The 18231-nt window shown below is 72.6% G+C and carries 14 protein-coding genes and 1 pseudogene; 6 read left to right on the top strand and 9 right to left on the bottom strand.

Features of this window, described 5'->3' with window-relative positions:
- Positions 1-105 precede the first annotated feature (105 nt).
- Both ACYVF7_RS49835 and ACYVF7_RS49830 read right to left on the bottom strand, forming a co-directional pair.
- Positions 106-4760, bottom strand: a pseudogene (locus ACYVF7_RS49835) (DUF4082 domain-containing protein); the annotation flags it as partial.
- Positions 4761-5003: 243 nt separating this feature from the next.
- On the bottom strand, positions 5004-5597 hold the full coding sequence (locus ACYVF7_RS49830) for an acyltransferase (protein WP_460353686.1): 594 nt from the start codon (positions 5595-5597) through the stop codon (positions 5004-5006).
- Positions 5598-5616: 19 nt separating this feature from the next.
- Here ACYVF7_RS49830 and ACYVF7_RS49825 point away from each other — a divergent pair, with 19 nt between their 5' ends.
- The gene (locus ACYVF7_RS49825; protein ID WP_460353684.1) at positions 5617-6429 is read left to right on the top strand and encodes a glycosyltransferase family 2 protein; all 813 of its coding nucleotides are present in this window, start codon (positions 5617-5619) and stop codon (positions 6427-6429) included.
- Positions 6430-6671: 242 nt separating this feature from the next.
- Here the strand turns inward: ACYVF7_RS49825 and ACYVF7_RS49820 are convergent, their stop codons facing one another.
- From ACYVF7_RS49820 to ACYVF7_RS49810, 3 genes are all read right to left on the bottom strand, one after another.
- Complete coding sequence (locus ACYVF7_RS49820) at positions 6672-7646, bottom strand: glycosyltransferase family 2 protein (RefSeq protein WP_460353681.1); 975 nt, start codon at positions 7644-7646, stop codon at positions 6672-6674.
- Positions 7647-7709: 63 nt separating this feature from the next.
- Positions 7710-8285, bottom strand: coding sequence for a hypothetical protein (locus ACYVF7_RS49815; RefSeq protein ID WP_460353679.1), 576 nt, complete (start codon positions 8283-8285; stop codon positions 7710-7712).
- A 349-nt stretch (positions 8286-8634) separates the two neighbouring features.
- Complete coding sequence (locus ACYVF7_RS49810) at positions 8635-9258, bottom strand: O-methyltransferase (RefSeq protein ID WP_460353677.1); 624 nt, start codon at positions 9256-9258, stop codon at positions 8635-8637.
- A gap of 136 nt (positions 9259-9394) precedes the next feature.
- Here ACYVF7_RS49810 and sigE point away from each other — a divergent pair, with 136 nt between their 5' ends.
- The 5 genes from sigE (at position 9395) to ACYVF7_RS49785 (ending at position 13964) form a co-directional block, all read left to right on the top strand.
- Positions 9395-10021, top strand: a complete 627-nt coding sequence (sigE, locus tag ACYVF7_RS49805) for an RNA polymerase sigma factor SigE (RefSeq protein ID WP_460353675.1) — start codon at positions 9395-9397, stop codon at positions 10019-10021.
- 64 nt (positions 10022-10085) lie between these two features.
- Positions 10086-10649 (top strand): zf-HC2 domain-containing protein, encoded by a 564-nt coding sequence (locus ACYVF7_RS49800; protein ID WP_460353674.1) that lies wholly within the window; start codon positions 10086-10088, stop codon positions 10647-10649.
- Entirely contained in the window at positions 10646-11722 is a 1077-nt protein-coding gene (locus ACYVF7_RS49795; RefSeq protein ID WP_460353672.1) for a sigma-E factor regulatory protein RseB domain-containing protein, read from the top strand. Before ACYVF7_RS49800 ends, ACYVF7_RS49795 begins: the two co-directional genes overlap by 4 nt.
- A 170-nt stretch (positions 11723-11892) precedes the next feature.
- Complete coding sequence (locus ACYVF7_RS49790) at positions 11893-13545, top strand: S1C family serine protease (RefSeq protein WP_460353670.1); 1653 nt, start codon at positions 11893-11895, stop codon at positions 13543-13545.
- 92 nt (positions 13546-13637) lie between these two features.
- On the top strand, positions 13638-13964 hold the full coding sequence (locus tag ACYVF7_RS49785) for a sec-independent translocase (RefSeq protein ID WP_460353667.1): 327 nt from the start codon (positions 13638-13640) through the stop codon (positions 13962-13964).
- Between the two features lie 7 nt (positions 13965-13971).
- On the opposite strand, the gene ACYVF7_RS49780 is transcribed toward ACYVF7_RS49785, so the two are convergent.
- From ACYVF7_RS49780 to ACYVF7_RS49765, 4 genes are all read right to left on the bottom strand, one after another.
- The gene (locus tag ACYVF7_RS49780) at positions 13972-14820 is read right to left on the bottom strand and encodes a glycoside hydrolase family 16 protein (protein ID WP_460353664.1); all 849 of its coding nucleotides are present in this window, start codon (positions 14818-14820) and stop codon (positions 13972-13974) included.
- 279 nt (positions 14821-15099) lie between these two features.
- Complete coding sequence (locus ACYVF7_RS49775; RefSeq protein ID WP_460353661.1) at positions 15100-16236, bottom strand: Mrp/NBP35 family ATP-binding protein; 1137 nt, start codon at positions 16234-16236, stop codon at positions 15100-15102.
- A 20-nt stretch (positions 16237-16256) separates the two neighbouring features.
- Positions 16257-16829: a DUF1003 domain-containing protein gene (locus ACYVF7_RS49770; RefSeq protein WP_460353658.1), complete on the bottom strand. Its 573-nt coding sequence runs from the start codon at positions 16827-16829 to the stop codon at positions 16257-16259.
- On the bottom strand, positions 16826-18181 hold the full coding sequence (locus tag ACYVF7_RS49765; protein WP_460353656.1) for a magnesium transporter MgtE N-terminal domain-containing protein: 1356 nt from the start codon (positions 18179-18181) through the stop codon (positions 16826-16828). The genes ACYVF7_RS49770 and ACYVF7_RS49765 overlap by 4 nt, the downstream gene beginning before the upstream one ends.
- Between the last annotated feature and the right edge of the window lie 50 nt (positions 18182-18231).

Below are 18231 nucleotides of genomic sequence, written 5' to 3'. Positions count from 1 at the left end.
CGCGGCCGGCGCCGCCGACGGGGCGGTCGTGGTGAAGACGACGTCCACCCAGTAGTTCGCGGTGCTCGCGTTCGGCGGGAAGCCCCCGGCGCCGTACCCGTAGAGGCCGCCGGACTGCAGGGCGTGCAGCGGCGGGGCGTCGACGCCCGCCCCGGCGAGCGCGGCGGAGTCGGCCGCGTATTCGCCGTTCGGCGCGAGGTAGGACACCACGTAGGTCGTGTTCGCGGCGACGGCGACCGCGGTGGAGAAGTGCGCCTCCTGCCAGCCCGCCGCCGACTCGCCGGAGAACGTCACGGTGGCCAGCCTGGTGCCGTCGGCGGCCCACAGGGTGCCGGTGTGCGTGCCGGTGTTGCCGGGCCCCTTGTAGAACCGGACGCCGGTGACCCACCCGGCGGTGTCGGAGGTGAACCTGACGCCGAGCTCCACAGAGTTCGGGTCGTCCACGTCCGTGACCTGCGGGATCGCGCTGTCGGCCCAGATCGAGCACGGGCACGTGCCCGGGGTCGGCTGCCGCGCGGTGGTGAACGACCAGGTGTACGCGGCCGTCATCGTGTTGCCGGCGATGTCCTTGGCGCCGGTGACCTTCACCGTGTACGCGGTGTTCCAGGCCAGGGCGCCGGCGGCTGGAAGGTCGCGGTCCTGGTCGCGGAGTCGTACGTCACGGAGCCCGTCACGGACGGGGTGACCGCGAACTGGACGGTGCCGCCCTGCACCGCCTCGCCGAACGTGGCGGAGATGCCGGTGCCCGGCGGCACGCTCGTCTGGCCGCTGACCGGGTTCGACGCGTCGACCGTCGGTGGCGTGACGTCGCCCGGCTGGGCGGTCGAGAAGACGGGGTCGATCCAGTAGTTCGACCCGCCGTAGGACTCGTTCGGGAAGCGCGTGCCCGAACCGTAGGAGTACAGGCCGTTGCCGCCCGACGCGCCGCTCGCGGGGGCGTGCAGCGGCGCGTTGTCCAGGGCGTTCCAGAAGTAGCCGCCGTCCGCCGCGTAGTGGCCGTTCGGCGCGTGGTACGAGGCGACGTACGTCGTGCCGGCCGTGACCTGCACCGGCCCGGAGAACGCCAGGGTCTGCCAGCCCGACGCCGTCTCGCCGGTGAAGGTGCCGGTGGCCAGCCGGGTGCCGCCCGTGGTCCAGAGGCTGCCGGTGTGCGTGCCGGTGTTGCCGGCCCCCTTGTAGAAGCGCACCCCGGAGATCCACCCGCTTGTGTCCGGGGTGAACCTGACGCCCAGCTCGACCGAGCCGGTGTCGCCGGCGGAGGCCGTGACGGGCGCGGCGTCGCTCGGGAAGAGCGTGCACGGACACGATCCGCTCGTGGTGAACGACCACGTGGTCGTCCCCTGCATCGTGTTGCCCGCGACGTCCTTCGCCCCGCTGACGCTCGCGGTGTACTTCGTGCCCGCGGCGAGCGGGCTCGACGGCGTGAACGTGAGGACCCTGGACGCGGCGTCGAACGCGGTACTGCCGGCGATCGCGGTGCCACCGGGATTCTTCAGCGTGAACACCGGTGACGAGGGCTGCACGGCCTCGCTGAAGGTGACCTTCACCGGGGCGCCCGCCGGAACGCTCGTCGCGTTGTTCGAGGGGTTCGTCGACGCGACCGTCGGGGGCGTGGTGTCGGGCGGCAGGGTGAAGACGACGTCCACCCAGTAGTTCGTGGTGTTGTAGCTCTGGTTGGGGAAGGCGTGCGCGCCGTAGGCGAACACGCCGTCCGCCCCGTCGGCGACGGTGTGCAGCGGCGGGTCGTCGACCGCGCGGCTCAGGCCGCCGCCGTCGGCGGAGAACCAGCCGGTCGTCGTGTGGTACGACGCGACATAGGTGGTGCCCGCCGTCACCGCCACCGGCGAGGAGAAGCGGACCTCCTGCCAGCCGAGCGTCGACTCGCTTGAGAACGTGGCCGTGGCGAGTTGGGTGCCGCCCGCGGTCCAGAGCGTGCCGGTGTGGGTTCCGGTGTTGTTCCGTCCCTTGTAGAACCGGATCCCGCTGACGAAGCCGCTCGTGTCCGGGGTGAACTTGACCCCGAGCTCCAGTGCGTTCGGGTCGTTCACGCCCTCGACGGACGGCGCGGTGTCGTCGGCCCAGATGCTGCACGGGCACTGACCCGCCGCCGGCCGTGGCTTCGCGGTCGTGAACGAGTACGAGAAGGACGTCATCGTGTTCCCGGCGGCGTCCTTGGCGCCGGTCACCGTCGCCGTGAAGGTCGTCCCGCCCGGCAGTGGGCCGGTCGGCACGAACGTGAGGCCGGTGCCCGCGGAGTCCAGGGAGGTGCTGCCGGCCACGGCGGTGCCACCGGAGTCCTTGAGGGTGAACGACGCCGACCCGGCCCGCACCGGCTCGCCGAACGTGACCGACGGCAGGACGGCCGTCGGCACGCTGGAGGACCCCGCGTAGGGCGTCGAGTCGATCACCGCGGGAGGCGTCGTGTCCGGCGGCTCCACCGTGTTGAACACGACGTCGACCCAGTAGTTGCCGCCGTTGTAGGTGGTCGTGGGGAAGCCCGCCCCGCCGGCGTGGTAGACGCCGTTGCCGCCGTCCGTGCCCGCCCGCAGGCCGGTGAGCGGCGGGGAGTTCTTGGGCTGATAGGCGAAGTACGCGGCGTCCGCGGCGTAGTGCCCGGCCGGCGCGAAGTACGACGCGACGTAGGTCGTGCCGGCGGTGACGTGGATCGGCACCGGGAAGGAGACGGACTGCCAGCCGGTCGAGGTCTCGTTCGTGAACGTCGCGGTGGCGAGGCGGGTGCCGTCGGCGGCCCACAGGCTGCCGGTGTGCGTGCCGGTGTTGCCGGTGCCCTTGTAGAAGCGCACGCCCGTGACCCAGCCGTCGACGCCCGCGCGGAACTTGACGCCCGCCTCGAGCGGGGTCGCGTCGTTCTCCGCCGGGGTCGCCGGAGTGGCCGACTGCCCGAACAGCCCGCAGGGGCACGTGACGTTGACGGTGCGCCCGGAGCCCGGCGTCTCGATGTTGCCGCTGTCATCGGTCGCGCGCGTCCTGATCGTCACCGGGCCGGCGCCGGTCGCGTCCCACGAGTAGGTCCAGGTCGCGCGGCCGTTCGCGGGATGCCAGGTCGTCCCGCCGTCGATGGACACCTCGACGCCGCCCACCTGCCCGCCGGCGTCGGAGGCGGTGCCGCTGATCGTGACGGTGCTGCCGTTGGCGATGCTCGCGTTCGCGGCCGGAGAGGTGACCGTCGAGGTCGGCGCCGTGTGGTCGGTGGAGGCCGTGGCCACCCTCAGGTCGCTCTGCAACGTCAGCGGCTGGACGTTCATGTCGGCCAGCAGGTTGATCGTGGCCTGCCGCATGCTCGGGTCCGGGGCCGTGGGCGCGCCGTCGGGGCCGTCGTGGACGGCGTCCAGCCCCCACGACCACTGCACGGTCCCGCCGCCGAAGACGAGCGCGCCGCTCGGCGCGCGATAGAGCGTCAGGTGGTGGGTGGCGGTCCCCGGGGCGACGTTGACGCCGAAGTCGACGAGCTTCTCCGGTACGTCGGCCGTCGTGGAGGACATGTCGATGAGCCCCGCCGGCCGGAACCCGTTGTCCAGGTCCTCGTCCCACTCGTAGCCGAGCGTCAGGTCGGGCAGGGTCAGGGTCGCGCCCGCGGACTGGCTTCCGGCCGGGGTGTTCCGCCAGAACCGCATCTTCCCGTCGGCCGCCGGCACCTTCATGGCCACGCCGCAGCAGTTGACCGTCCAGATCGTGCCCATCAGGCCGTTCTCCGGGCGGCCGCCGTCGGCGGGCGGGCTGAACCGCGGATCCCGCCAGCTGCCCGTCCAGGTCCCGGTGGGGTCGGTCTGCGCGTTGTCTCTCGTCGACTTGTACGTCACCAGCGTGCGGTACGGGGTCGAGGTGCCGTCGGTGCTCGGTTCCCAGCGGGTCTTCCAGAACACCGAGTTGCCGCTGAAGAACCCGAGGTTCACTCCCGCGTCCCGGGCGGCCTCGACGTTGGCGCGCTCGCCGGCGGACCAGTACTCGTCGTGCCCGACGGACAGGAAGACCTTGTGGTTCTTCAGGAGCGAGCCGCGCGCGTCGGCGTCGATGCTGCTCAGATAGGTGACGTCGTACCCCTGGGCCTCGAGGAACCGCACCATCGGGTACTCGTTGGCGAAGACGAAGTCACGGCCCCAGGGGGTCGACTCGCGCGTGTTGAAAGGCCGGTTGTAGCTGACCTTGACGGCCCGGCCCGGCGCGGCCGTGCTGTCGCCGGTGTAGAGGCTGTTGCCGCCCCAGCTGTTGTACGCCTGCCAGGTGGTGTCGGAGGTCTTGAAGACCACGTCCGAGTGGCTGGCGTCGTTGCGGACCACGAACACGATGTGGTTGTCGTCGTTGCTCCCGTCGGTACGGGAGATGTGCGCGAAGTAGATCCCCGAGACGGCGGTGGCCGGCACCGGCCAGCTCGCCGAGACCTTCCAGTCGCCGCAGTCGATCAGCCCGGTGGCGTCGTCGCTGAGACACGACGGCTGCGTCTGCGGGAGGGAGGCGGACGGGGTGATGCTGGCGATCTTCCGGGCGCCGTCGCCGCCGTAGTAGCCCATCCGGTAGATGTCGATCGAATAGCTCCGGGCCGGGGTATTGACCTTGAAGTGCACGGTCTCCCCGGCGTTCACGCTGAATTCGGCGGCGTAGCCCTCGATTGTCTGGCCGCCGCCGGAGATCTTGTCCCACTCCGTGCTCGGCGACCCCGGTTTTGTATTCTCGCAGGCCACGAGATTTCCGCCGGAATCGCACGGACCGGCGGCGTGCGCCTTCGATCCGGCGATCGCCATGATGAGAAACACCGCGGCCGCGAGGAGAAGCCCTCTTACTAACAGCCTTAGCCCTGCACTGGCCATGATTTCCCCCGGCTGAGCGGAAGCCGAAAACGGATTCCTCAACCTCCGAAACCCGCGTCCGCTGGCGCGCGGTCAGATCGCCAAATGAAGCAGTCCTCGGTAATGCGACTCCGAATATACGGCGGAAAGCGAGGTCTGGGTTGTCCGCATTCGGCCTTGGCGCAGTGAGGCGCCGGGTCATCCTCCGGCCGGGCTGAGGCGTCCGTCGCTCTCCGTGTAGCGATCGCCCGTACGCGGGCACCGCCAGTGCCCGCCGCCTTCGTCCTCCAAGGGCTCGCCGGCGTGCCCGACCCAGCCGATCCGGCGCGCGGGCACGCCCGCCACCAGCGCGAAGTCGGCGACGTCCCGTGTCACGACCGCGCCCGCCGCGACCAGCGCCCAGCGGCCGATGATCCGGCCCGCCAGGACGACCGCCCGCGCGCCGACGGCGGCGCCCTCCCTGACGACCACTCCGTGGGCCTCCCAGTCGTCCGGGCGCTTGAGCTCGCCGTCCAGACCGGTCGAACGAGGGTAGGGATCATTGGTCAGGACGGCGGCGGGCCCGATGAAGACCCCGTCCTCCAGCTCCGCCGGTTCGTAGACGAGCGCGTAATTCTGCAGCTTGACGCGGTCGCCGATGCGCACGCCCGGCCCGACGTACGCGCCCCGGCCGACGATGCAGCCCTGACCGAGACGGGCGTCCTCGCGGATCTGGGCGAGATGCCAGATCGTCGTGTCCGCGCCGATGCGCGCCGTGTCGTCCACATCGGCGCCCGGGTGAATGCGACTCATGCGCGCCATAATCGCTCCTATGGTGAGCGTCGTCATCCCCGCGCACGACGAGGCGCGGGTCATCGGCCGGTTACTCGCGCGCCTCGCGGACTCCGGGTTCGACATCGTCGTCGTGCCCAATGGCTGCACCGACGGCACCGCGGAGATCGCCGCGTCCTTCGGCGTGCGGGTGGTCACGTCGCCGGAGGCGTCCAAGGCGGAGGCACTGCGTCTCGGCGACCGCGCGGCCAGCGGGTTCCCCAGGCTGTACGTCGACGCCGACGTCGAGCTGGGAGCCGATGACGTGCGGGCCCTGGTGGCCGCTCTCGACCGGCCGGGTGTGCTCGCGGCGGCGCCCGCGCGCGTTCTGGACATGACGCGACGGCCGTGGCCGGTCCGCTGGTACTACGACGTCTGGACCCGGCTCCCGGAGGTGCGGCGCGGGCTCTTCGGCCGCGGCGTCATCGCGGTCGGCGCCGACGGGCACGCGCGCCTGGCGCGGCTGCCGGGCGTCATCGCCGACGACCTCGCCGCCTCCCTCGCGTTCGCCGCGGACGAGCGCGCCGTCGTCGAAACGGCCGGCGTGCTGATCCACCCGCCGCGCACCTGGGGGGACCTGCTGCGCCGCCGGACCCGCGCCGTCACCGGTGTCGCGCAGCTCGAGGAGGCGGCACTCGGTCAGGCGGGCGGCTCCGCGCGGACGAGCGTGCGCGACCTGGCGGCGATGGCGTCACGGGACCCGCGTCTCCTGCCGCGCCTCGCCCTCTTCCTCACCGTGACGCTGCTCGCCCGGTGGCGCGCCCGGCGGTCCGGCGCCACCACCTGGCAGCGCGACGAGAGCAGCCGGGCATAGGGATGTCTCCCAGGGCCTGTCTCGAAGTCCCTGTCCGCGGGACGGCGGGGCTTTGAGACAGGCCGCGATCGGGCCGCGCGCCGCTACGGGCGGGGCTGTGAAACGGGCCGGCCGCGGGTCTATTCGCGGCGTGCCGCTACGGGCGGGGCTGTGAAACGGGCCAGCCGCGGGTCTATTCGCGGCGTGCCGCTACGGGCGGGGCTGTGAAACGGGCCGGCCGCGGGTCTATTCGCGGCGCGGCGCTACGGGCGGGGCTGTGAAACGGGCCAGCCGCCGGTCCATTCGCGGCGCGCCGCCCACAGCCCCCGCCAGTCCGCGCCGCTGGCCGTCGGACGGCCCTGCCGCTGCGGCCGCGCGGAGACCAGGCGACTCAGCAGCGCGCGTAAGAGCACACCGAGCGTCAGGAGGCGCACGCCCGCGCCGCGCCGCCCGTACGGCAGGTGGCGCCGCAGCACGGTGACCTTCCCTGTGAACAGCAGGACGAGCTTGCGCACGCTCGACGACGAGGCGCCGACCTCGTGCCGGTACTCGGCGCGCGCGGTCACCATCGGCCGGAAACCGGCCTTCCGCGCTCGCAGGCACAGGTCGGCGTCCTCGCCGTACATGAAGATCGACCGGTCGAAACCGCCGAGCTCGTCCCAGAGAGCGCGGTCGACGAGCATGAATCCGCCGGTGACGATCGGCACCTGCCGTTCCTCGTCCGTCCAGGGGCCGGGCGTCTCGGGGTCGAACACGCGACTGCCGGGGAAGGCCGAGCCGAGGAGGAACGCGAAGCACAGCGTGGACCAGAACGTCGGGCGGCCCCACCAGGAACGCGGGTCCGGCGTGCCGTCCTCGAGCATGCTCCGGCCGCCGACGATCCCCGCCCGCGGATTGCGGCGTGCGCACGCGAGGAGGGCCGCGAGGCTTCCCGGGGCCGGTACGGCGTCGGGGTTGACGAACCACAGCAGCCGGCCGCGCGCCCGGGCGACGCCGGCGTGGCAGGCGTAGGCGAACCCCCCGTTACGGTCGTTCTCGACGACCCGCGCGTCCGGCGCCGCGGCACGGGCCGCGTCCGCCGTGCCATCGCCCGAGGCGTTGTCCACGATGATGAGCTCGGCGGAGACGCCGGCCGACGCCTTTCGTACGGCCTCCGCGCATTCGCCGATGTACGCGGCGCTGCGGTAGGTCACGACGATGATCGAGACGTCCGGGTCGGGGTGAGGAGCACCGGCCATGCCAACCCTCCCGGGATGACGCGGTCGCTCATCCCTGCTGCCGGGAGCGTACCGCCGTGGTGTTCACCGCGACCGGACGTCGGCGGTGGGGACGCCGCGACGGTGGATCTCGGTGAGGACCGTCGCCAGATCGGTGTCCCAGCCCGGCGAGACCTCGACCGACCAGTGGAGGGTCGCCACTCCGGGCACGTCGTCCAGGCCCATGGCCAGCAGTTCCGCGCTCGGCGGAGGAGAGGAGCCCTCGGCGCGCTCTTCGGTGGGCAGGAAGGCCACGTGCTCCACCACCCGCTGCCGGCCGCGCGGAATCTCCCGGCTCCACACGACCACCGCGGCCACCTCCGGCCAGGGGAGCCGGCGGTCCCGCGAACGCGACCACGGCCATGCCGCCGGCAGGCGCACCCCCGCCTCGTCGACCTCCAGCACCGGGCGGCCGCTCACCGCCCGCCCGGCCGCGACCACGAGCCCCCCGCCGAACAGCGCGATCCCCGCCACGCCGACGGCCAGGGCGACCATGCCGCCGACTGCCGTCACGTCCCGCGCCCCGCTCACCGCGAACGCCACCGACACCGCCACCAGGACGAGCGTCCCGGTCGCCGCGATGACACCCTGGGCCGAAGCCCGCGACCGTACCGCGATCACGCCATCACCGCGCCCGCGGGCCGCTCGATCGTCCTCGCCGGCTTCGCGGTCGGGCTCGTGCCTCGGCCGCGCACTCCGCTCGCGTTCGATGGTCGCTCGCCCTCCTCACCCGCTTCGCGGGCGGCGTCGTTGCTCAGCCGCTCGCTGCGTCGGGCTCGCTCGGGTTCGATGGTCGCTCACCCTCCTCACCCGCTTCGCGGCCGGGCTCGTGCCTCACCCGACCACTCCGCTCGCTGCGTCGGGCTCGCTCGCGTTCGATGGTCGCTCACCCTCCTCACTCGCTTCGCGGCCGGGCTCGTGCCTCACCCGACCACTCCGCTCGCTGCGTCGGGCTCGCTCCGGAGCGCGGTCACCGGCTCTTGACGGCGATGAGGAGTCCGTCCCCGACCGGCAGCAGCAGCGGCACGAGGCGGTCGTCGTCGCGGACCATCCGGCCGAGCGTGCGGATCGCCACGGTCTCCGGCTCGCGGTTGGACGGGTCGGCCACCCGGTCGCCCCACAGGGCGTTGTCGAACGCCACGACGCCGCCGGGCCGCAGCAGCCGCAGCGCCTCACCCAGATAGTCTGGATACTCGTGCTTGGCCGCGTCGCAGAACACCATGTCGTACGCGCCGTCGGTGAGGCGCGGCAGCACGTCGAGGGCGCGGCCGGCGATCAGCCGGGCGCGCGAGGTCGGGAAACCGGCCGCGGCGTACGCCTCGCGGGCCAGCCGCTGATTCTCCGGCTCGACGTCCACGCTCGTGAGCACGCCGTCGGGACGCATCCCGCGCAGCAGCCAGATGCCGGACACGCCGCACCCGGAGCCGACCTCCACGACCGTGCGCGCGCTGATCGCGCTGGCGAGGAGGCGCAGTGCCGCGCCGCCCGCCGGTCCGATCGGGGTCGCTCCGACGTCCAGTCCCCGCTGCCGGGCATCGCGCAGCGGCTCGTCCTCCGGGAGGTATTGCTCCACGTAGGCCAGGGTGGCCTTCACCGCGTCGATGACTTCCTCCTAGGGACGCATGAGCCTGCAGGGCAAACACTAGTACGGAGGGGGAACTCCGCCGCGTACCGTCACGTTCTTCAGAGGGCGTGGCTACGGCTAGGCGCGAAGGAAGAAACGGGGCAGTATGTCGGTGGCAGAACTCGTACGTGAAAGGGGAGCGCCGGTGCACGACCCCGGCATCGCCTGGACTCCTCCGACGTGGGACGAGATCGTGCGGGAGCACTCCGCGCGCGTCTACCGCCTCGCCTTCCGGCTGACCGGCAACCCCCACGACGCCGAGGACCTCACTCAGGAGGTCTTCGTCCGGGTGTTCCGATCCCTGGCCAACTACCAGCCCGGCACGTTCGAGGGCTGGCTGCACCGCATCACCACCAACCTCTTCCTCGACCAGGCGCGGCGGCGTCAGCGCATCCGCTTCGAAGGACTCGCCGAGGACGCGGCCGAGCGGCTGCACGGTCCGGAGCCCTCGCCCGCCCAGGCCTACGACGACAAGAACCTCGACGCCGACGTCCAGGAGGCGCTCGACTCCCTCGCGCCCGACTACCGGGCGGCCGTCGTCCTGTGCGACATCGAGGGCCTGTCGTACGAGGAGATCGCCGCGACGCTCGGCGTGAAGCTCGGCACCGTCCGCAGCCGGATCCACCGCGGCCGCTCGCAGCTGCGCGCCGCCCTGGAGCACCGTGGCCCGCGACGCGCCGCCGCACCGTCCAAACGGGTTGGTCTGGAGCCTCCGACCGAGGAGGCCTCATGAGTGAGCGGAGCGAGCGAATCGTGAGCGCCGCGCGTCCGGTCACTCCTCCGATAAAGGAGGTCGTATGAGCGGCCACCTAGGGGAGCGGCTCACCGCGCTGATCGACGGCGAACTGGGCCACGACGAGCGTGAGAAGGCGCACCGCCACCTCGCCGCCTGCGCGGAGTGCCGCGCCGAGGCGGAGGCGATGCGCGGCCTGAAGAAGCGGCTCCGGGCGCTGAACGACACGATGCCGTCCGAGGCCCTCCTGCGCCGCCTGGAGGCCATGGGTGAGCCGGGAGACCCCCTTCCGCCGCCCGTCCCCCGGCTGCCCGGCCAGGCGCGGCCTCCGGCCGCCGTCCGGCCCGCCGACATCCGCCCCTCGCGGGCGCGGCCGTCCGACAACCGTCCCCGCCGCGCCGCGGCGACGCGCCGGCGGCTGCCGCGTGGCCGCTACCTCGTCGCGGGCGCGGCCGCGTTCGCCGTCCTCGGCGTCGGCACGGCGGCGTTCGCCGCGGGCGCCGACCCGGACCGCCTGCCCCGCGTCTCACCGTCCGTCGAGCAGTTCGCCGTCGAGCACGCCCTGACCTCCGGGGACGTTCCGCTCACCGACCCGCGGCCGGCGGTCACGGCCGGCGAGCACCCGTGAACCACCGGGCCTCGCATCGCGCGTGGCTGGCGGGCGGCATCGCCACCGCGCTGCTGATGCTGTGGTTCGTGTCCACCGGCGACACCGCGAGCGGCGCCCGGCTGCGCTCCGACCCCGAGGCGCTGCGGCTCCTGCGCGCCGCCGAGGGGGCCGAGAGCGGCACCTCGTACGAGGGCGTGCAGTACATCACCTCCTGGAGCCGCAGCGGCATGTCGACGACGTCGCTGGTCAACGTCGCTCACATGCCCGGCCAGGGCACCCGGATGCGGGTGGAGAGCACCACCGCCGAGCAGGGCGGGCAGATGTTCGAGGCCGACGACTCTCAGCAGGGCCGGGGCGGCCTCACCGGCTACACGCCGAAGATGCTCGACCTGCTCGCCCGCAACTACGCCGTCGTCCGCGCCGGCGAGGGCCAGGTCTGCGGCCGGCCCACGACCATCGTCGAGGCGCGCCGCGCCGACGGCACCGCCGCCGGCCGGTTCCACCTCGACCGGGCCACCGGCCTGATGCTGCGCCGTGAACTGCTCGACCAGCAGGGCCGCGCGGTGAACCTCACGTTCTTCACCGAGATCCGGCCGTCGCCGCCGAAGCCGACGTTCCTGATGGCCTCGGTGACGCCGCAGACCGTGGAGACGCCGTGGACCCACCGGCTCGCCGGGGCCGACCTGGACACCCTGCGCTACCGCGGCTGGCCGGTGCAGTCCACCCTGCCGGGCGAGCTCAGCCTGTACGACGCGCGCCAGCTCGACAGCCACGCCCCCGTCGTGCACCTCAGCTACTCCGACGGCCTCTCGGTCGTGTCGGTGTTCGTCCAGCGCGGCACCCTCGACCCGGCCAGCGTCGCACACTGGCACAAGACCACCCGGGGCGGCCGGACCGTCTACCTCCGCGACACCGTCCAGCAGCGCGCCGTGTGGGCCAGCCGCGGCTACGTCTACACGATCCTCGCGGACGCGCCGCCGCCGGTCGTCGACCGCGCCATGGCGGCCCTCCCACACGGCGACACGGGCTTCTGGGGGCGCCTCGGCCGAGGGCTGAACCGCCTGACATCATGGGCGAACCCGTTTGACTGATCGGTGAAGATCGCGTTTTGTAGGACGTTCAGGGGGAAGCGGGCACCGGTGAGGCAACGCCGCGATGCGGAAGGTTCCGCCTGCCGGGTCGCTTATGCTCGCCACATGCCTCGCCCGCCACTGTGGAGCGCTGAGACGAAATCCATGCGCGGTACGCAAGGAGCTTTGGGATGACGGACGACAGCCGCGCGCCCGGGGGACCGACGCCGGACGACGGGCGTGCGCTTGGGTCGAACGCCGGGGATGACGACACCGCCCCGAGCCTGACGGACAAGCTGCTGGTCTCCGGCCCGCCGCGACACGAGGGCATGGCGCCACCGGACCCGGGAGCGGCCCTGCCGTACGGCGGGGAGCCCGCGGACTACGCCGGTTCGCCGGGCGGCCCGGGAGCGGGAGGCCCGATGGGCCCGCCCGCTCCGCCAGGTCAGCCGGGCCCAGGCGGTCAACCGGGCCCAGGCGGTCAACCGGGTCAGTACGGCCAGGGCGGTCCGACGGTTCCGCCCGGTCCGCCGGGCCAGGGCGGGCAGCCCGGTCCGGGCGGCGTGCCCGGTGAGCCGACGCCGACCCGGCCGTATTTCGCGCCGCACCACCAGCCGCACCCGTCCCCGACGCCGTACGCCTGGAGCGCACAGCCGGGGCCCGGAGGCTCGGGCCCCGGAGGCTCGAGCCCCAACTGGGCGCCCGTGCCTCCCATCCGGCCGAACGAGCGGTCCGGCCCGGTCATGGGAATGTTCCTGGCCGTCTCGGTGGTGGTCGCGCTCATCGCCGGCGCCCTGGGAGCCGGCATCGGCGTGATCGCGACCCGCGGCGACGGCAACAAGTCCGTCGACCTGGGCTCGGGCGCGACCTCGACCGGGGCCAAGAACCGCGATCCGGGGTCCGTGGCCGGGATCGCCAAGCGCGTCGTGCCCAGCGTCGTGATGATCAAGGTCGCGAACGGCACCGAGGGCGGTGCGGGCACCGGCTTCATCGTCAACGGCGGCTACATCGTGACCAACAACCACGTGGTCGCCCCCGCCGCCCAGGGCGGCACGATGCAGGTCGTCTTCAACGACGGCAAGACCACTTCGGCGACCATCGTCGGCCGCGACCCCAACTCCGACATCGCGGTGATCAAGCCGGCCTCCCTCGACGGCCGCCCGTCGCTCGTCCTCGGCGACTCCGACGGACTGGCCGTCGGCGACCCGGTCATCGCGATCGGATCGCCGCTCGGCCTGGCGGGCACGGTCACCACCGGCATCGTCAGCGCCCTGAACCGGCCGGTCACCACGAGCGGCGAGGGCGGCGAGTCCGCCTACATCAGCGCGGTTCAGACGGACGCCGCGATCAACCCCGGCAACTCCGGCGGCCCGCTGGTCGACTCCCAGGGACGCGTGATCGGCGTGAACTCCGCCATCGCCACGCTGGGCGGCCAGGACCTCGGCGGTGAGAAGCAGCAGAGCGGCAGCATCGGCCTGGGCTTCGCGATCCCGGCCAACCAGGTCAAGCGGGTCGCCGAGCAACTGATCAAGGGCGGCAAGGTCGTCCACCCGATCATCGGCGCCTGCATGGACATGTCCTACCAGGGCAGCGGCGCGCGGATCGCGACGTCCGGCTCGGGCACACAGTGCAAGACCGGAACGATCACCCCCGGCGGCCCGGCGGAGAAGGCCGGGCTGAAGGCGGGCGACGTCATCACGTCCTTCGCCGGGAAGCCGATCGGCGGGGCCGACGAGCTGATCGTGGCCATCCGCAGCAAGGCCCCCGGTGACACGGTGCCGGTCACCTTCGTCCGCGCCGGGCAGAACAAGACCGTCCAGCTGACGCTCGCGGCCGGCAACTGACGCCGCCCTCGGGGGGAGACCGCCGATCCCGGCCCGGTTAAGCTGGGGTCGGTGGCTCCGCGGACGAGCGGTGGCCACCGTCAGGAGGACGGGTGTTCGACGTAGGGATCGGCGAGGCGGCGGTCCTCGTGGTGCTGGCTGTGATCATCTTCGGTCCGGACCAGCTCCCCAAGGTCGCGGCCCAGGCGGGCCGTGCCCTGCGGCAGCTGCGCACGATGGCCAACAGCGCCAAGGCGGATCTGCAGGAGGGGCTGGGCCCGGAGTTCGCCGACTTCGACATCTCGGACCTGAACCCTCGTCGTTTCGTCACCAAGCACCTGCTCGACGACATGAACGACTTCGACGGGCGAGAGTCGGCGGAGGAGGAGCCCTTCCTGCCGTACGGCGAGCGCCCGCCGTACGATCCCGAGGCCACCTGAGCCCCGCTCAGCGCATGGCAGCCGGGGCGCGGAAGACCCGGATCCAGTCGACCTCCATGGTCACGCGCTGCGGCGTGCTCGCCAAGCGGTGGAAGCCGTCGGCGGTCTCGTTCCGCAGGTTGAGGTGCATGTCCGCCCGGCTCGGCACGAACGGCCCCTGGTAGCTCCACACCGCCTTGCCGTCCACCTCGAACGTCAGCCGCCCGGGCAGCCAGTCCACGGCCACGGTGTGCCACCGGGTGAAGTCGACATGGACGATCTTCATCAGCTGCCGGTCGTCCGCGCCGTGGTGGACGAACAGCCCGCCCGTACGCCGGGTCCCGTCGATGATCTCGGCGAAGTCGATCTCGGCCCACTCCGGGGACCCGAGCCGCGTCGGCCACAGGAACGCGGTCGCCGAGTACCCGCTGCCGCGGTCGGCCCGGATCCGCGCCTCCCAGCGGCCGTACGTCTGGGCGAGGCGGGAGACGACGCCCGCGGACTGGTCCTTGCCGCCGTAGAGCCCGCCGACGAGCCGCAGGAGCCCGCCGGACACGTGGACCCCGGCGGGCGAGCCGGGGTGGGAGACGGCGTTCGGCGCGTCGTAGACCTGCCACTTGCCCGGGTCCAGGCGGTCGCTGCCGAAGTCGTCGGACAGGACGGGAGCACCCCACGGCCCGTACGACCGCCGGGGCGACGGCCGGATGGGCCGCAGCGCGTCGGTCGGAACCGGCGTCGCGGCACTCGACGGCGGGACCGCGGTTGCGGCCGGCGGGGCGGCGGGCGGCGCGGCGGTGTGCCCGCGGCCGCCGGACGAGCATCCCACCGCCGCGATCGTTAAGAGCACGACGGCCGTACGGGCGTGACGAGGTGCCATGACCACACGAAACCACGCGCGTACGGCCGGTCAAGCGATTGACGCGCCAGGGCATGTCCGAGGGTCTCGTTCGTCACGAGGCGCGCTCCGGGCGCCGCGCGGCCGGACAGAGACCCGCCGGACGCGCCTAGGGCGGGTCTGACAGACCCCGTTCGTGGCGAGCGTCGTCTGGGCGCCGCGCAGCCGGACAGCGGATTTGTCCAGACATGCCCCAGGGCCCGCCTCAAAACCCCGCTGTCCTACTGGACGGGAGCCTTGCGACAGGCCCTGGCGAATCGGTCAGGCGCGGCTGGGGCTCAGGCCGAGCTGACGGCCGCGCAGGCTCTTCGCGCGGCCCGAGAGCTTGTCGGCGATGGCCCGCAGCTCCTTGGAGGCCGGGGCGTCCGGGTCGTCCAGCACGATCGGCCGGCCCTCGTCGCCGCCCTCGCGCAGGCGCACGTCGATCGGGACCTGGCCGAGCAGCGGCACGGACGTGCCGAGCGTCCGGGTCAGCGCGTCGGCGACCGTCTGCCCGCCGCCGGAGCCGAACACGTCGACCGGCTCGCCGCAGTGCGGGCAGGGCAGGTAGGACATGTTCTCGATCACACCGGCGACCGTCTGGTGGGTCTGCGCGGAGATCGCGCCCGCGCGCTCGGCGACCTCGGCGGCGGCCTGCTGCGGGGTGGTCACGACGAGGATCTCCGCCGAGGGCAGCAGCTGGGCCACCGAGATGGCGATGTCGCCGGTGCCGGGCGGCAGGTCCATGAGCAGGACGTCGAGGTCGCCCCAGTAGACGTCGGCGAGGAACTGCTGCAGCGCACGGTGCAGCATCGGGCCGCGCCAGACGACCGGGGCGTTGCCCTCGGTGAACATGCCGATCGAGATGACCTTCACCCCGTGGGCGTTCGGCGGCATGATCATCTGCTGGACCTGGGTGGGGCGGCCGGTGACCCCGAGCATGCGGGGCACGGAGTGGCCGTAGATGTCGGCGTCGACGACACCGACCTTGCGGCCCTGCGCGGCCATGGCGGCCGCGAGGTTCACCGTCACCGACGACTTGCCGACGCCGCCCTTGCCGCTCGCCACGGCGTAGACCTTGGTCAGGGAGTTGGGCTTGGCGAAGGGGATCTCCTTCGGCGCCTGCCCGCCGCGTAGTTTCGTCTGGAGGGCGGAGCGTTGCTCCTCGCTCATCACGTCGAGGTCGACCCGTACGCCGGTGACGCCGGCGACCTTGGAGACGGCGGCGGTGACGTCGCGCGTGATCGTGTCACGGAGCGGGCAGCCGGCGACCGTGAGGTACACGCCGACCGTCACGTTGCCGTCGGCGGCCACGTCGACGCCCTTGATCATGTCAAGCTCGGTGATCGGACGGCGGATCTCCGGGTCGTTCACCGTCGCGAGTGCCGCGGTCACCTGCTCGATCGTGGGGGAGGCCATGGGTACATGATATTTAGAGGTCAACCGCCGGGCGAACCGAGCTCGCCCGCGCCGGAGGTTCGGTGGTCGCGCCACTCCGGTTCCGGGCGGCGGTGGCCGTCGAGCTCCTTGAGCAGGTGCGCCAGTTCGTCGCGGATCCAGTCGCGGGTGGCGACCTCGTTCATCGCCATCCGCAGGCTCGCGATCTCCCGGGTGAGGTACTCGGTGTCGGAGACGCTCCGCTCGTTGCGGGCGCGGTCCTGCTCGTACTGCACCCGGTCGCGGTCGTCCTGGCGGTTCTGGGCCAGCAGGATCAGCGGCGCGGCGTACGACGCCTGCAGCGAAAGGATCAGGGTCAGGAAGATGAAGGGGTACGGGTCCCAGCGCAGGTTCGTCGGGGCGAAGGCGTTCCAGGCGAGCCAGATCGTGATGAACGCCGTCATGTACACGAGGAAGCGCGCCGTCCCGAGGAACCGCGCGATCCGCTCGGAGAACTGGCCGAACGCCTCCGGGTCGTAATAGAGCCGTGGCGAGATCGTCCGGCGGTACTCCAGCGGCTGGTCGAGACGTCCGAACCGCCGCTCCTCACGGCTTCTGCCCAGGGCGGTGCTCATCGCCGTTCCACCCTTCGTTCTCCGCCGCCCACCGCGCTGCGGAGGGCTTCTTCCTCTTCGTCGGCCTCCTCCGCCGGGGCGTCCATGACGCTCTCCCGCCAGTCGTCCGGCAGGAGGTGGTCGAGGACGTCGTCGACCGTGACCGTGCCGAGCAGATGCCCGCCCTCGTCGACGATCGGCACGGAGACGAGGTTGTACGTCGCCAGGTAGCTCGCCACCGCCTCCAGCGAGCGCGACGGCCGCAGCGGGTCCAGTTCGGTGTCGCAGATGGCGCTGACCAGGGTCGGCGGGGGCTCCCGCAGCAACCGCTGGAAGTGGACGGTGCCGAGGTAGCGGCCGGTCGGCGTCGCCGTCGGCGGCCGGCACACGTACACCTGCGCGGCCAGTGCCGGGTTCAGGTCGGAGTTGCGGATGAGGGCGAGGGCCTCCGCGACGGTCGCGTCGGGGGACACGATCACCGGTTCGGTGGTCATCATGCCGCCCGCGCTGTTGTCGGCGTAGGTGAGCAGGCGGCGCACGGGCGCGGCCTCCTCGGGCTGCATCAGGGCGAGGAGCTGCTCGCGCTGTTCGGCGGGCAGCTCGCCGAGCAGGTCGGCCGCGTCGTCCGGGCCCATCTCCTCCAGCACGTCGGCGGCCCGGTCCACGCCCAGTTCGCCGAGGATCTCCACCTGGTCGTCCTCGGGCAGCTCCTCCAGGACGTCGGCGAGCCGCCGGTCGTCGAGCGCGGCGGCGACCTCGACCCGCCGCTTGGCCGACAGCTCGTGCACGACGTTCGCCAGGTCGGGGGCGCGCATCTGCTCGAACGCGGCGATGAGGTTCGCGGCGCCCTGCTTCTCCTCGACCGTCGTCAGGCCGCTGACCGCGTCCCAGTCGACGACGAACGTCTCGCCCCGGCGCCGCCGCAGGCTCAGGCGGGCGCCGTGGCCTCGCCCGGCGGCCGGGCCGACGCGGCGTACGGCCACCTTCGTGATCAGCCAGTCGCGGGTCCGGGTCTGCTCCATGCCCAGGTCCAGGACGATGGCCTTCTCGCCGTCCTCCTTGAGCTCGACGGTCCGGTCGAGCATCTCGCCGAGGGCCAGGGTCTCGGACTCGCGTTTCTCGAACCGGCGCATGTTGATGCGCCCGTCGAAGATCACGGCGCCCGCGTCGATGTTGGTGACCCGGGTGATCGGCAGGAAGACGAGACGATGCGGGGGGACCTCGACCACCAGGCCGAGCACGCGCGGCGGCCTCGGCGGCGGGCGGAGCGCGACGACGACGTCGCGCGCGCGGCCGATCTGGTCTCCCGCGGGGTCGAACACGGCGATCCCCGCCAGGCGCGCGACGAACACCCGCGACGGCGTTCCGGTCATAGCTCGAAGGCTATCGATACGCGTCCTGTCTCCAGGTAAAGGGCGATCTA

Source organism: Actinoallomurus acanthiterrae (assembly GCF_054775715.1).
This window is presented reverse-complemented; position numbering and strand designations above follow the sequence as displayed.

Coding starts and splice junctions, on each gene's coding strand:
- ACYVF7_RS49830 (WP_460353686.1), bottom strand. CDS start 5,597: ATGAGTCGCATTCACCCGGGCGCCGATGTGGACGACACGGCGCGCATC.
- ACYVF7_RS49825 (WP_460353684.1), top strand. CDS start 5,617: ATGGTGAGCGTCGTCATCCCCGCGCACGACGAGGCGCGGGTCATCGGC.
- ACYVF7_RS49820 (WP_460353681.1), bottom strand. CDS start 7,646: ATGGCCGGTGCTCCTCACCCCGACCCGGACGTCTCGATCATCGTCGTG.
- sigE (WP_460353675.1), top strand. CDS start 9,395: ATGTCGGTGGCAGAACTCGTACGTGAAAGGGGAGCGCCGGTGCACGAC.
- ACYVF7_RS49800 (WP_460353674.1), top strand. CDS start 10,086: ATGAGCGGCCACCTAGGGGAGCGGCTCACCGCGCTGATCGACGGCGAA.
- ACYVF7_RS49790 (WP_460353670.1), top strand. CDS start 11,893: ATGACGGACGACAGCCGCGCGCCCGGGGGACCGACGCCGGACGACGGG.
- ACYVF7_RS49780 (WP_460353664.1), bottom strand. CDS start 14,820: ATGGCACCTCGTCACGCCCGTACGGCCGTCGTGCTCTTAACGATCGCG.
- ACYVF7_RS49775 (WP_460353661.1), bottom strand. CDS start 16,236: ATGGCCTCCCCCACGATCGAGCAGGTGACCGCGGCACTCGCGACGGTG.
- ACYVF7_RS49770 (WP_460353658.1), bottom strand. CDS start 16,829: ATGAGCACCGCCCTGGGCAGAAGCCGTGAGGAGCGGCGGTTCGGACGT.
- ACYVF7_RS49765 (WP_460353656.1), bottom strand. CDS start 18,181: ATGACCGGAACGCCGTCGCGGGTGTTCGTCGCGCGCCTGGCGGGGATC.